We start from the raw sequence: 14,132 nt of genomic DNA, 5'->3' as shown, positions 1-14,132 counted from the left end.
CATTCCCTCCTTTCATGTAGGGATAGTACAATCTATGATTGTTACTGTCTTTTTGTGTAGGTGAAAAGGAGAACCTGAAGAAATAAAGAAAAAATAGTTTTACAAAGATTTTTTAAAAATAGGCATTCACACATAGAGAATGAATAACATATTGTTATAAGGAAGCCGAAAGTCCATTTTAAGCTAAAGGAGAGGACATAATGAAAATGAGAATTTTTAAAAAGGCGAAGAGTGGAAATGCGGAAGAAGCTAAGGAAAGAGCAGAAGTTGTGAAGCAACTTATGGAAGCTAAAAAACAGGGGAAAGTATTTATTACAGATAAAGGGGAAAAAGTTCTAAATAAATGGTCTTAATTATTCTTAAAGTAATGAGCATTTGTAATTACATTATACTGTTATATAACCATCCATATAATGGATGGTTAATTTATTTTAATTAATTTCTTTTCTTATTAAAAAAAGGGTATACTGAGTATTAAGTGTATATCTGATATTAGTACCTGGTCATTACCGGTAAGGTTAGGGGTGTAATATGAAACATATAGGAATAACTGGAATTGGAACATTTCTTCCAGATGCAATCGTTACGAACAATGATTTAGAGAAGATCGTTGATACAAGCGATGAATGGATTCGAACAAGAACGGGGATAGAGGAACGAAGAATTGCGAACGAAGCAATGGATACCTCTCATATGGCTGTAATTGCTGCTAAAAATGCAATTATGGATGCCGGATTAGCTGCAGGAGAGATTGATTTAATATTAGTTGCAACAGCAACACCTGATTTTGCTTTTCCGTCTGTTGCAACAATGGTTCAAGAAGCATTAGAAATACCAACAACACCTGCGATGGATATCAGTGCAGCATGCTCAGGATTTGTATATGCATTAGTTACAGGAAAACAGTTTATTGAGTCGAATACATATAAAAACGTCTTAGTTATAGGTAGTGAGAAGTTTTCTAAAATACTGGACTGGTCAGACCGGACTACTTGTGTTCTTTTCGGAGATGGCGCAGGGGCAGTTGTGTTAAGTGAAGTGTCTGAAGGGAAAGGGATATTATCTTTTGAGTTAGGAGCTGATGGAGCTGGGGGAAAACATTTATTAGTAAATCCAAAATCTAACACCGTTGTAATGAACGGGAGAGAAGTGTTTAAATTTTCCGTTCGTCAATTACCTGAATCGACCTTACAAGTGGTAGAAAACGCAGGGTTAACCATTGATGATATCGATTTATTAATTCCGCATCAAGCGAATGTCCGAATTTTAGATGCGGCAGCGGCCAGACTTGGGATTCCGAAAGATAAGATATCCACTTCGGTAAGAAAACATGGTAATACATCTGCGGCTTCCATTCCTCTAGCACTCTCTTATGAGCTTGAAAAGGGGAAAATTGAGGATGGAGATATTCTTGTTTTCGTTGGTTTTGGTGGGGGATTAACATGGGGTTCTGTTTGTTTACGATGGGGTATATAAATACATTGAAGTAAGGGGAGAAGAGAGATGAAAAAGCGTGTTGTTATTACTGGTGTTGGTGCAGTAACTCCGTTAGGAAATGATGTAATCACTACATGGGAGAAAGTGAAAGCGGGGGAATCGGGAATTGCCCCGATTGAAAGTACAAATGTGGAGAACTCAAATGTGAAAGTAGCTGGGGAAGTCAAAAACTTTGAGCCTGGAAACTATATGGATTTTAAAGAAGCTAGAAGAATGGCGCGCTTCACTCATTTTGCTATAGCTGCAAGTAAAATGGCTGTGGAAGATGCAGGTGTTGTTGTTGGCGAAACTATTCCAGCCGAGCGTATCGGCGTATGGGTAGGGTCTGGTATAGGAGGATTAGACGAGTTTGAAATTCAACACAAACGTTTTTTATCAAAAGGGCCAAAGCGTGTTAGTCCATTTATCATACCAATGCTTATTCCAGACATGGCTTCTGGACGAGTCTCTATTGAATTAGGTGCTAAGGGAATAAATAATTGTTCTGTTACTGCATGTGCGTCGGGGGCGAACTCTATTGGTGATGCGTTTCGTGCAGTTCAAAATGGGGATATGGATATGATGATCGCTGGTGGAGCAGAAGCGGCGATTACGGAAATGACGATTGCTGGGTTTGCAAATATGACTGCATTGTCCACGAATCCAGATCCTAGGACTGCGAGCCGTCCGTTTGATAAAAATCGAGATGGATTTGTCATCGCTGAAGGCTCTGGGATTGTTATTTTGGAGGAATTGGAGCATGCTTTAGCTCGTGGTGCAAAAATTTATGGGGAGCTTGTGGGTTATGGTGCAACAGGGGATGCCCATCATATTACGACTCCTGCTCCAGATGGGGAGGGTGGCCAACGTGCAATGAAGCTTGCGTTAGCGGATGGTGGATTGTTAGGTACGGATGTAGATTATATCAATGCGCATGGAACTTCCACTTATTATAATGATTTGTTTGAAACGAAGGCAGTCAAGGCAGTATTTGGAGAGCATGCATATGACTTGAGTATCAGTTCTACGAAGTCGATGACTGGACACCTATTAGGGGCTGCTGGTGCAATTGAGGCTATCTTTTCTTTATTGGCGATTCGTGATGGAGTGTTACCGCCAACGATCAACTATGAAACTCCTGATGAGGAATTAGATTTGGATTATGTACCGAATGAGGCGAAGAAGAAGGATATTTCCGTTGTTCTTTCTAACTCGTTAGGTTTTGGTGGACACAATGTTACTTTAGCGTTTCGGAAGTTTGATAGATAGTTTGACGATTTGTGCCGATTAGTAGCTTATATAATCCTGTGCTCCCTACAGTGGATGCACAGGATTTTTTTTAAAGATAAAGTATAAAATTTTTGGACTTTGAAAGGTGTCTAGCTCTAGGCGCTATGACCTCGTGTCAAATAACCTAGCCGATTAAAAGTAAAAAGCGTTTTTTTTGTCTAGCTCCACCCGCTATCTGCTTTGAAAAATAACCTTCCAGTTGGAAAAGTAAAAAGCACTTTTCAACTGAAAGAACATTTTTCTTCGCAGACGGCAAGCGGATTACGCTTTTCGTTCGTCCAGAACATTTGCATTTCGGTCATGAGAGGGCGCCTTGCGCTTTTCTTACTTTGGAGGATTGAAGGGAGTGAGGGGAGGATTCCAGAGTGATGTGTTTGATGTGGCGAACGGGAATTGACGAGGGGTTTGAATTCCCGAAGTAGTGGTTGGAAGTGAGGAACGGGAAGGGAAGGGAAGGGGGGTTTGAATTCCCGAAGTAGTGGTTGGAAGTGAGGAACGGGAAGTGAAGGGGAGTTTGGATTCCCGAAGGAGTGGTTGGAAGTGAGGAACGGGAAGTGAAGGGGAGTTTGGATTCCCGAAGTAGTGGTTGGAAGTGTATGACGGGAAGTGAAGGGGAGTTTGGATTCCCGAAGTAGTGGTTGGAAGTGTGGAACGGGAAGGGAAGGGGAGTTTGGATTCCCGAAGGAGTGGTTGGAAGTGAGGAACGGGAATTGAAGGCCAGTTTCAATTCCCGAAGGAGTGGTTGGAAGTGTGGAACGGGAAGTGAAGGGGAGTTTGGATTCCCGAAGGAGTGGTTGGAAGTGGCGAACGGGAATTGACGAGGAGTTTGGATTCCCGAAGGAGTGGTTGGAAGTGAGGAACGGGAAGGGAAGGGGAGTTTGGATTCCCGAAGGAGTGGTTGGAAGTGATGAATGGGAATTGAAGAGGTGATTGGATTCCCGCAAACTGTGTCAGAAAAGGTAATCGGGTACCCATGCTAGTTAAGGTGAAGACTGGTTGTTTTGATCGCGACAAATTAATCATAGTTACTTTGTATAAGGAGACTCCTACTCGGGTCTCACTCCATTTAATACAACCGAAGCCATAAATGGAGAATATGTTTCAATAAGATTAATAGATTCACCCTCTAATACTCCTCCGACATAATGATGGATTCGATCTTTAATATATGTGTTTGAAACAATAAAAGGACCCATCTTCATATATTTATCCTCCACTGCAAATACCACATTTCGAATATTAGCCATAACAATGGTCGTCAAGCACATAATGCAAGGCTCCACAGTTGTATAAATGACACATTCCTTCCCGTGCTTCTTTAGGTAAGCTGCACATCCTATGATTGCCGTAGTTTCCGCATGAGCCACATCACTCGACATTGTTTCGCTTTTGTTCGATCCCCGCCCCACGATGACTCCTTTATGAACAATGACACAACCTATAGGTCTGTCACCACGTTTACCAGCTTCTTCCGCTTCTTTTAATGCTTCCTTCATAAAAATAGAGTGATCTATTTCATCAAAGTTATCAATCATAGTAAGAAGTTCCTCCTAAAGTATATGATTTTTCGTTAGTACTACTAGTCTTAAGTATAATAGAATAAATGAAGATTACTATCGTTTCAAAACTTTTTTCAACATACTGTAACTTTTACATACAGCAATTCGTCTGAATATCGACTTATTTGTTTTAGCTGGGGAGGTGTAGATTTGGGGAATGACAAGAAAATAGAGCTAGAAAAATGGTATCAATTATATAGTGATGCAATCTTTAAATATATTTGTATGATGACAAGGGATTATCAGCAAGCAGAGGACCTAACACAAGAAACGTTTATACGTGCATACAACAACATGGAAACGTTCGAACGAAAATCAGAGACGAAAACATGGTTGTTCCGTATTGCCCATAATATGACAATTGATTATTTACGGAAAAATAAGCCGTTAAGAATTCTCGAAAGTTTTTTGCTCAATAAGAAAGATACAGCCCCTTTACCAGAGGATGTCCTCCATATGAAGGAAAATATAAGAGAGATCTATAGAGCGCTAGGAAATTTGAAACATTCGTATCGGGAAGTGATTATTTTACGAAAAATTAAAGATTTTTCTATTCAGGAAACGAGTGATATTTTAGGGTGGTCGGAAAACAAAGTGAAAGTGACGCTACACAGGGCGATGCCATTATTACAAAAAGAACTAGGAAGGGAGGAAGCAGTGTATGAAGAAACAACCTGATTTTCATGAACTAGATGAAACGTTGAAGTCCGTTGATAAAGAGAGTCAGTGGGCTGAAGAGGGGAGAAATAAGGTGAAGCAGAGAATCTTTCATGATCTTGAAAAAAAGGAACGTTTTTTCTTTTCTAAAAAAGGTACGTCACTTAAATATTATCTCTCTCTTACAGCGGCAGCTTTTCTTCTGTTTATCCTACTTGTACCAGTACTTCCTTTTTTTGATCATGCACAGGAAAGTGGCAGAGGCGATGCTGCGCAAAGGTATTCTGATGAAATAGAAGGAGGGTTTTACTTTAATCTGCAAAGAATAGAAGAACAGGGGGATGGATATGCTGTCACTCTTTTCATTGAGAATACCAATGAAGAACCTTTTAACATACAGGATAATGAAATTTTTATTAAGAGCTTTGATAAGAGTAGGTTAGATGAAGTAGACGGAGAGTGGGTGAAACATCCTGAGGATCAATATGTAGATACATTTTCAGTTCTTATTGAGGTAGATGTATTAGAGGGATCCTTTGAGGTGGTGGAGCCAGGGGAAAATACTACGATTTCTTTTTTTGTTCCAAAGGAGTATATCGATAATAATAACTTTGAGTTAATGTATCAGAGCAAGGTTATTCCAAGTGGAAATTATAGAGGAAATTGGCCGGGAGTAACGTATCATGTAATCGATTTGCACCGAGAAAACATTGCGCTATATGACGAAGGGGATCACAATAGCAATGTTTTAGTGCCCTATTTACTATCAATTTTTATAATTACGGGACTACTTTTTGTTACTTGGAAATATAGCAATAGTACAAAACGAAAAACGATCCTGTCGGCTACAATTATTACGCTGGCGATTATTTCTCATTTTACGAATATTGCTTTAAAAGATGATATTGTAGAAATTAAAAAGGAGACGAACCAAACAACTTTGCCGATGATGGACGTGGTTCATGTAGAGATGTTAAGTAATAATGAAGCCCTTGCGTTTTATGAACATGGTGGGGGAACAATCTCCTATTTTGGCAGAAACATGCTTCAAAAAAACTTATTTGGTTGGCGCAATATTGGGGGAAGTTCGTATCAAATTACACAAAGAGATAATTTGCACTGGGGTTTTTCTAACTTATCATATAGCTCTCCTAACTTCGATAGTTTGATTAGTGGGAGATTATTTAATGACGAGGTAGTAGAAGTTATTGTAGTTGTAAATAATCAGGAAGAGAAAGCAAAAATTGTAGAGTACAGAGATGGCGAAAGGTTCTGGTTTTACTTATCAGAGGTAGAGGACTTATCAAATTCAGTACCAGTTTATGGCGTCAATGAGAATGGAGACATTTTGGAGCAATACCCTCCAGAGAGAGATAATTAAAGAATAGGATACGATTATTTGTGAGCCTACTTCATTAGCGGATATCACAAAGTAAAAATGTACGGGATGACTTCATCAAAATATATTTTTATAGGGGGTAACAAAGGAGGTGATTTTTCCCTTGTTGCTCCCTCTTTTTATTTGAATTTTGTTTTATATTTTCCGAGACTTCTTCTGAAAGGCACGGAAACGCTCTGATCGTGCCTTTCATGAGAAAAACTTCTTCTGAAAGGCACGGAAACGCTCTGATCGTGCCTTTCATGAGAAAAACTTCTTCTGAAAGGCACGGAAACGCTCTGATCGTACCTTTCATGAGTAAAACTTCTTCTGAAAGGCACGCAAACGCTCTGATCGTACCTTTCATGAGAAAAACTTCTTCTGAAAGGTACGTAAACGCTCTGATCGTGCCTTTCATGAGTAAAACTTTGATGTATATGTCAGAAATAATGTAAAGCACCCTTGACGTAAAGTTTCTTTTACATTACGATGAATATACAGGAAAGGAAGGAATTTTCCATGCAAAATCGTATGAAACAGTTACGGCAAGAAAAAGGGATTTCTCAAGAACAGATAGCTGTAAAACTAGGAGTCTCTCGCCAAACAATAATATCTATAGAAAAAGGTCGTTATAATCCTTCTTTGCCACTTGCAATGCAAATAGCTCGTCTTTTTGGAACGATTGTAGAAGAAGTTTTTTTATTAGATGAGGAAGATAGGCTTAACCAGTAATAAAATGGGGGTTGTACTATGAAGAAAGTTAAGAGTGGAAAAAGATTGATGTTTCTTATTTTTGGTATCTGTTTTACTTTATTTACAATATTAATATTTATTTCAACAATATATACAAATTCATTCCCACAGGGTCATGAGTTTGGTTTACTTTCTACAACAATCATGTGTTTTTGTCTTGCATACTTATACCCACAGTTTAAAGATAACGATGAACGAACGAAGCGAATAAAAGAAAAAGGAATGTTCTATAGTTACTTTTTCATTTTGGGATTCATGATTCTTCTTATGGTTCTATTCCAAACCAACGTAGTAAGTTTAGACGGATTCCAAACAGTAAGTATATTGGCCGCATTTACGATTACAACGGTGTTTTCTTCGTTTGTAATATTATCATTTCGATACTAAAGCAATTAGAAAGATTCACATTTAGGAACACCCTTCTTACAACTAACGAATAAAGAAATGAAAAAAGGCTCAAGAATCCCTGAGCCTTTTCCATTATTCCCCTGTCACTTTCAACTCTACATCCACATTCCCTCTTGTTGCTTTCGAGTATGGACAAAACTCATGTGCTTTTTCCACCAGTTCTTCTGCTTCACTTTGTGAAACTCCTTTTATGTCTGCGTGAAGGACAACTCCAATTTTGAAGCCTCCATCACTTTCGTCCTTTAATAAACTAACTTCAGCTGTAATTTTGGAATCAATTTCTTTTTTAGCTTTTCTAGCCATCAAGTTTAGGGCACCATCAAAGCATGCAGAATATCCTGCTGCAAATAGCTGTTCGGGATTTGTTGCGTCAGCTGGGATGTCGGAACCTTTTGGCATAGAAAGATCTAAATCAATCACACCGTTGTCCGATTTTACATGCCCTTCACGTCCACCTTGCGCTGTTGCTGATGTAGTTAAAATTTTGTCTGCCATCATTACCACTCCTTTTTTTGTCCTATCTAACTTATTTACTAAAAACGAGATTTCTAAACCACTAAAGTATGTACTTCTATGTTGGAAGCAAAAGTATTTGACACGAAACACTTTCGTATAGCGTATAGTTGTAGAAAATATCTCGTCATTTAAATAGTATGCTCGATTTTCATTCGATAAACAGTTTAATTAAAAGAAAAAGAATCATAATTATGGTAACATTATGACTATTGGCTAATAGTGGTGGGAAATACAACATAGAAAGAAGGTCTTATTAATGAAAAAAATGATTGGTATTACATCAAACTTGCGTCACGATGGTGTGTTAACAACAAGTCAAGACAACATTACAGCAATAACAAAATTCGGAGGAGTACCAGTTGTATTACCTAATATTTCTGATGAAAAGTCAATTGATAAATTAATAGATTCCATCGATGGATTATTAGTTACAGGTGGGGGCGATATTGACCCTACTTTATTTGGTGAGGAACCACATCCTGACTTAGGGGAAATTAATCCTGAACGAGACGTGTTTGAAATGATCTTGATAAAAAAATGTTTGGACCGTAATATTCCTATTTTAGCGATTTGCCGAGGGTGTCAAATTCTCAATATCGCAGCTGGAGGAGATATGTACCAAGATATTTATGCACAAACATTTCATCAGCTTCTTCAGCATTCCCAACGTGCGCCGAGAACACATACTTCTCATTTCGTTGAAGTAGCGGAAGATAGTTTGTTTCACCAAATCGTACAATCTTCTAAGTTTAAAGTGAATAGCTACCATCATCAGGCAGTAAGAGACTTGGCAGATGGATTTAAAGTGAGTGCAAAATCAAGTGATGGGATAATAGAAGCATTTGAAAGTGAACATCATAAATTTGTATTTGGAATTCAATGGCATCCAGAAAACCTTTTACAAACAGATGACATTAATTCTGTGAAGCTATTTAAAGCGTTCATAGAGTCACTTTGATTTTTACTAAGAAGCCAGTCAATGCTAAGAGTTGGGTGGCTTCTTCGCTACATTTTTTAGAATTGAGGTATCTTTATGCAACAATGTGGTCTGGTTTTAGAAGGTGGCGGTATGAGAGGGCTATATACTGCTGGTGTTTTAGAGTTTTTTCTACAAAAGAATCTGTTTTTTCCATATGTCATTGGGGTGTCAGCGGGTGCTTGCATGGCTGCCTCGTATTTATCAAAACAAAAGGGTAGAAATAAGCAGGTAAATATCGGTTTAGCGAATGATCCTCGTTATCTATCTTACCGAAACTTCCTTTTAAAGAGAGAACTATTTGGTATGGATTTCCTGTTTCATGAAATACCAAATAATGTTATCCCCTTTGATTTTGATACTTTTTATTCTGGAGAGGAACAGTTTTGGATAGGAACGACAGACTGTGAGACAGGAGAACCGATGTATTTTTCGAAACATAGCATTGGGGAGGATATCTTAACGATTATTCGTGCATCTAGTTCTATTCCATTTATCGCACCTGCTGTTCAATACAATGGAAAACAGTTATTAGATGGCGGCATAGCGGATCCTATCCCGATAAAAAAGGCACAACAGGATGGATTTAAAAAGAATATCGTTATTATGCCAAAACGAGGAGTTTTCCAAACGAGAAGCAAACTAGCTTTTTTATATAAATATTTTGTAAAGAAACATCCCAGTATAGCCAAAGTGTTAGAAAATTCATATAATATATACAATGAAACGCTTCATTACATACACCAAGAAGAAAAAAAAGGAAATATCTTACTCATCCAACCAAGTGTAGATTTGCCAGTCAGCAGCATGGAGCGTAATCAAAAACGTCTTACTCAGTTATATGATCTTGGATATGAAGACGCTCAGAAACGGTATCACACAATATATCAATGGCTACAGTCATAAACCCTACATCAAGAGAGAATATCTAATGATGTAGGGATTTTTTCATATCATCTATCCCAACATTAGGAAAAGCTTGAAACATAGGTATATACGCCTGAAAGAAATAATAGATTTGTTTTAAGAGGAATATTCTGGGGGGGTTGTGCGATGGAAAGCCAATTAGTACAAAAGACGTACTTTAAGAAATTTATGAAGCCAGGAGTGGAGTTGCAACCGGTAGAAGTGCTGGGGGAAGTGTTTCGTGGAATTCAAAGAAAGGAATCATCAACAGAGTTGTCTTCCATTCGGTTTGCACAAGGAGAAATTTATTTTCATGCAAATGATATGGAAGCTGCGATTTATAAATGGGAAAAAATCGATTCAGAATTAGAACCTTGGGCAAAGAAAAATATAGCGGATGCTTATGTTGAATTGGGAATGCACGTGGAAGCAGAGAAATTGTATATAAAGATACAATCACCTAGTAATGTCTTAGCGGTAGAAGTTGCTTTGAAGCTATTTTTTCTTCATAGAGATCGTGAAAAAATAGACAAAGCCTATAAATATATGAAAAAAGCGATATCGATTGATCCAGATTATCATGATGTAACAGAAACTGCGCGAATCTTTTATGAGCAACAAAAGGATTATAAGAGTGCTGTGGAATTAGCAGTATCAGAAGCTATTCGAACAGCCAATCCTTTGTGGTTTCGTGTTATTAAAAAATATGTAGATCAAGGGTATACAAAGGGGTACATACCTGATTATTTTTATGAAGCATTACAGATTGTTTCTACTGTGGATAAAACCTTATTTGCAGAGTTAGCAACTGCTTTTTGGGATAGCTATAAACATGGAGAGTATTATTTAACCTGGTTAAATAACGTAAATGTTTTGCTAGTAACCGGTGAGGAGCATCTTGCTGCTTGGGATAACTTATCGGATCTTTTTCGAGAAAGCTATTTAGATATTTTAGATGGAAGATATTTAGTGAAGGACGTACAGCCTATCATTCCTTCTATGCTAAAAAATTGGTTAACGTTCTCTAAGGAAAAGAAATATTTGTTTCCTGCTGCAGCCGTCTTTGCTTGGAATGAAGTGTTTCCATCTAGGATTGATGCATCCACGTTAGAGCTCGCAAATAACTATATCCTTCAGTCGGAGTATGAGAGTGTTAAGTTAGAGGACAGCATGCAATTACTTGAAACATTGTATACTTGGGCGGAAATTAATAACATGAAGATTGATAAAAAAGCAAAATGGCTCTCTTCCAAACTGTTGGAAGGAACGAAAAACCATTTATATGTGACAGGACTTATGGGAAGCGGTGTACAAGATGTTCAGTCTTTTCTGTTGGATGGAAAGGGGGCATCTGAATCCCATACATCGTTCGTTGAATTAGGCGATCGTTTGTTGCAGGAGGTTTCTTCCGAAGGGATAAAACAAGTGGAGGAGTCCTCAGAATTAGAAGAGAGTGCTATTGTTTTTCAAAAAGAAAATAGTTGGTTCTTAAGACAGCTGGAGTGTTCGCTAATTTTTGTTCCGGAGTGTGACAGGTTTGAGGAACTTCGGTATGTTGATGTTGCGGATGGTGTGTTATTTGTTGTGAAGGAGTTGTCTGATGAAAGTGTTTCCTTGATTCGTCGTTTGAGGAAGGAGTTTTTGGTTCCAGTACATTTTGTATTGAGTGTAGATGATGATGATTGGGAAGAGTCTGAGGGCAAGCTTCGTCGATGTTTTCCTGAGTCAAAGGTGTATTTGCATTTTACTCGTGAAAAGCGGTTGCGTGATTTTGTTATGTTCATTGAGGATTCGTTTGCCTTTGGTGAGGTTTCGGAGGAGATTCAGGCTTCTAAGTTGTTACATGTGATTCGTGCTACGTTGAATGATTTACTTTCAAGACGTGAAGCTAGGGAAGTGGCCTTGCATAAGAGTATTGAATTTTATGATGATATCTTGCGTAAGTTGAATGGGTTTATAGGGAATGTAGAGGAAGCGGAGCAGGAGAAGTTGGAGATGGTGGTTGATACGTATTCCTCTATTAAGGAGGATGCGAAAAATCAGGCAATGATGGCAATTCCGAAGCTGTTGCGAGATTGCTCTAGCTTTATTCAAGAGGATAGTGATTTTTCCAATCTTCATGAAGAGTTGAATAGGAAGATGAATGATGAGGTATATTCCTTTTTCCAAGAGGAACTAATTCCTGAGTTTCGGAGGGATTTGGAGGATTGGTTAGCGGCTACCAATGAGGATTTGGTTTCGTATCAGCAGTATTTGACAGAAATGTGTGAGACGTTACCTGTTTTTGCGGAGAAGCGTATGATGTTGACGTGTGATATGCAAGTTTTAAATGATTGGCGACGGGATATTAAGCGGAAAACAAAAGGAATAGAATTGGTAGAAGAGAATATTATGAATCGTTCTCATGCATCACAATTTTTTCTGAAGAGTGCTGGCAAATTGTTTGGGTCGCGGCAGAAAAATAATTCTATGTTGTATCAGCGTTATAAAAAATTTGTGGATAATCAAAGCTTTGATGAGGTTGCGAGATCCATTATTGAAAAGTATTTCTTTGAGTTTGATTCATTTGAAAGAGTGTTAAAGGGTGATGTTGGTATCTTCTTTGAGGATGTGAAGAGGGAGCTCGAAAAGCATGTGGAGTTCTGTTCGGTGGAGAAGGAAAATGCGCAAGAACAAGTGGAGGGTATGCATCAAAATCCAGAAATATTTTATGATCCTTTGAAGCTGTTTGAGGTACGGTTGATGCAATGCGAGACGATGGAGAGGGCGAAGAAGAGCGATGTTGCTGTTAAGTAGTTTTGAAGAAGGTGTATGGATATATTCTATGTAAGGTAGAGAGAACCATGTTCTAGTGAGATATTTGCTGGAATATGGTTTTTTAATAAGTCTCTAAGATTGCGCCATGGCGGATGAAAATACGTGTAAAGTCTTTTAGAACTCCCCATCTTATTTGCAATGAGTGTAAGCCCCTGAGACTCCTGTGGGATGCAGAGCAGAGGCGAGACTTCGGAGCGACGAAGGAGTGTAGAAGGCTCGGCAGCTCCCCTAGGAAAGCGAATGGGCTGAAACGAATGGAATAACTACCAACAATATTAGTAATACTAGATAGTTTGACTACTTATTGACACTCGTATTTTCAGGGTAGACTTTTAAAAGTAACAACTCCCTACTAAACCATTTCACAAAACAAACGAAAGGATTTCCAACCTCGGTGTAGAAGTGTTATACAAAAATAATGTATTGGGGGATCTATAAAATGAGCGACGAAAGCAGAAAACATTCACATATAATCAAACAAATAGAACAGAACCTTTCTAAATGTCTTCTAGGAAAACAAAAAGAAATTAAGCTGTTAATGACCTGCTTGCTTGCTGGTGGGCATGTCCTCCTGGAAGGGGTACCTGGTACGGGGAAGACAATGCTTGTGAAGGCATTAGCGAAAACAGTTCAGGGAGACTTTCGGAGAATTCAGTGTAACCCAGATTTACTTCCAACGGATATAACAGGGTTTTCAATATATCACCCGAAGGATGAGGAATTTGTGTTCAGACCAGGTCCAGTGATGACAAATTTCTTGTTAGTAGATGAAATTAACCGCGCATCTACGAAAACACAATCCGCACTTCTGGAGGCAATGGAGGAAAAACAAGTATCTGTGGATGGAACCATTTACGAACTGCCACAACCCTTTTTTGTGATGGCAACACAGAATCCAATGGAGTTTGAAGGAACGTACCTTTTGCCGGAAGCGCAGTTAGATCGATTTATGATGAAGTTTACAATGGGGTATCCAGACAAAGATACGGAGAAAGAGTTGTTGTTTTCCAAAAGTAGTGTCCATCCGCTAGAGGAATTGCAAGCGATTACAGATATGCAACACATTATGAAAATGCAGCAGGAAATGAAGTCAGTGCATATAGCGGAATCGGTGATAGATTATATCCTTGAAATAGGGAGAAAGACTCGTGAGCATGCTCAGATCTTTTTAGGTGTTAGTCCAAGGGCAACTTTAGCTTTAGTGCAGGCCTCAAAAGCATATGCGTATGTGGAGGAGAGGGATTTTGTTACTCCTGATGATGTGAAACTATTAGTTCTCTATGTTTTCGCTCATCGGATCATTTTGAAGTCTCAAGCGAGTGTAGAAAACAGAGTGGAATCGGTATTACAAACAATTATGGAAAGTGTGAAGGTTCCTATTCGATTGGAGAAGTAA

Annotated in this window: 14 protein-coding genes; 12 read left to right on the top strand and 2 right to left on the bottom strand. The window is 38.5% G+C overall.

Translation table 11 applies throughout. The features are described from left to right. Positions 1–200: 200 nt before the first annotated feature. The 4 genes from ACERII_RS00565 (at position 201) to ACERII_RS00550 (ending at position 3,696) form a co-directional block, all read left to right on the top strand. Complete coding sequence (locus ACERII_RS00565) at positions 201–353, top strand: hypothetical protein (RefSeq protein ID WP_373639442.1); 153 nt, start codon at positions 201–203, stop codon at positions 351–353. A gap of 178 nt (positions 354–531) precedes the next feature. Beyond that, complete coding sequence (locus tag ACERII_RS00560; RefSeq protein ID WP_373639441.1) at positions 532–1,476, top strand: beta-ketoacyl-ACP synthase III; 945 nt, start codon at positions 532–534, stop codon at positions 1,474–1,476. 27 nt (positions 1,477–1,503) lie between these two features. Continuing rightward, positions 1,504–2,745, top strand: a complete 1,242-nt coding sequence (gene fabF / locus ACERII_RS00555; RefSeq protein ID WP_373639440.1) for a beta-ketoacyl-ACP synthase II — start codon at positions 1,504–1,506, stop codon at positions 2,743–2,745. Positions 2,746–3,516: 771 nt separating this feature from the next. After that, the gene (locus ACERII_RS00550; RefSeq protein WP_373639438.1) at positions 3,517–3,696 is read left to right on the top strand and encodes a hypothetical protein; all 180 of its coding nucleotides are present in this window, start codon (positions 3,517–3,519) and stop codon (positions 3,694–3,696) included. 116 nt (positions 3,697–3,812) lie between these two features. On the opposite strand, the gene ACERII_RS00545 is transcribed toward ACERII_RS00550, so the two are convergent. Then, a complete protein-coding gene (locus ACERII_RS00545; protein ID WP_373639437.1) occupies positions 3,813–4,301 on the bottom strand; it encodes a nucleoside deaminase in 489 nt (162 codons plus the stop codon). A gap of 174 nt (positions 4,302–4,475) precedes the next feature. On the opposite strand from ACERII_RS00545, the gene ACERII_RS00540 reads away from it, so the two are divergent. From ACERII_RS00540 to ACERII_RS00525, 4 genes are all read left to right on the top strand, one after another. Further along, positions 4,476–5,003: an RNA polymerase sigma factor gene (locus ACERII_RS00540; RefSeq protein ID WP_373639436.1), complete on the top strand. Its 528-nt coding sequence runs from the start codon at positions 4,476–4,478 to the stop codon at positions 5,001–5,003. Then, positions 4,987–6,363: a hypothetical protein gene (locus ACERII_RS00535; protein WP_373639435.1), complete on the top strand. Its 1,377-nt coding sequence runs from the start codon at positions 4,987–4,989 to the stop codon at positions 6,361–6,363. Before ACERII_RS00540 ends, ACERII_RS00535 begins: the two co-directional genes overlap by 17 nt. 516 nt (positions 6,364–6,879) lie before the next feature. After that, a complete protein-coding gene (locus ACERII_RS00530) occupies positions 6,880–7,092 on the top strand; it encodes a helix-turn-helix transcriptional regulator (protein ID WP_373639434.1) in 213 nt (70 codons plus the stop codon). 18 nt (positions 7,093–7,110) lie between these two features. Then, entirely contained in the window at positions 7,111–7,500 is a 390-nt protein-coding gene (locus ACERII_RS00525; RefSeq protein ID WP_373639433.1) for a hypothetical protein, read from the top strand. Between the two features lie 93 nt (positions 7,501–7,593). On the opposite strand, the gene ACERII_RS00520 is transcribed toward ACERII_RS00525, so the two are convergent. After that, positions 7,594–8,016 carry an organic hydroperoxide resistance protein gene (locus tag ACERII_RS00520; RefSeq protein ID WP_373639432.1) on the bottom strand — a complete coding sequence of 141 codons (423 nt, stop codon included), beginning with the start codon at positions 8,014–8,016 and terminating at the stop codon, positions 7,594–7,596. A 277-nt stretch (positions 8,017–8,293) separates the two neighbouring features. Between ACERII_RS00520 and ACERII_RS00515 the strand changes: the two genes are divergently transcribed. The 4 genes from ACERII_RS00515 (at position 8,294) to ACERII_RS00500 (ending at position 14,132) form a co-directional block, all read left to right on the top strand. Beyond that, the gene (locus tag ACERII_RS00515) at positions 8,294–8,995 is read left to right on the top strand and encodes a gamma-glutamyl-gamma-aminobutyrate hydrolase family protein (RefSeq protein WP_373639431.1); all 702 of its coding nucleotides are present in this window, start codon (positions 8,294–8,296) and stop codon (positions 8,993–8,995) included. A 75-nt stretch (positions 8,996–9,070) separates the two neighbouring features. Further along, entirely contained in the window at positions 9,071–9,919 is an 849-nt protein-coding gene (locus ACERII_RS00510) for a patatin-like phospholipase family protein (RefSeq protein WP_373639430.1), read from the top strand. A 147-nt stretch (positions 9,920–10,066) separates the two neighbouring features. Continuing rightward, positions 10,067–12,715 (top strand): tetratricopeptide repeat protein, encoded by a 2,649-nt coding sequence (locus ACERII_RS00505; RefSeq protein ID WP_373639429.1) that lies wholly within the window; start codon positions 10,067–10,069, stop codon positions 12,713–12,715. Positions 12,716–13,175: 460 nt separating this feature from the next. Next, positions 13,176–14,132, top strand: a complete 957-nt coding sequence (locus ACERII_RS00500) for an AAA family ATPase (RefSeq protein WP_373639428.1) — start codon at positions 13,176–13,178, stop codon at positions 14,130–14,132.

This window comes from Evansella sp. AB-rgal1, assembly GCF_041820985.1.
GTDB lineage: Bacteria > Bacillota > Bacilli > Bacillales > Salisediminibacteriaceae > Evansella.
Note: the sequence above shows the minus strand (reverse complement) of the source record. Positions and strands in the feature narration are given on the sequence as shown.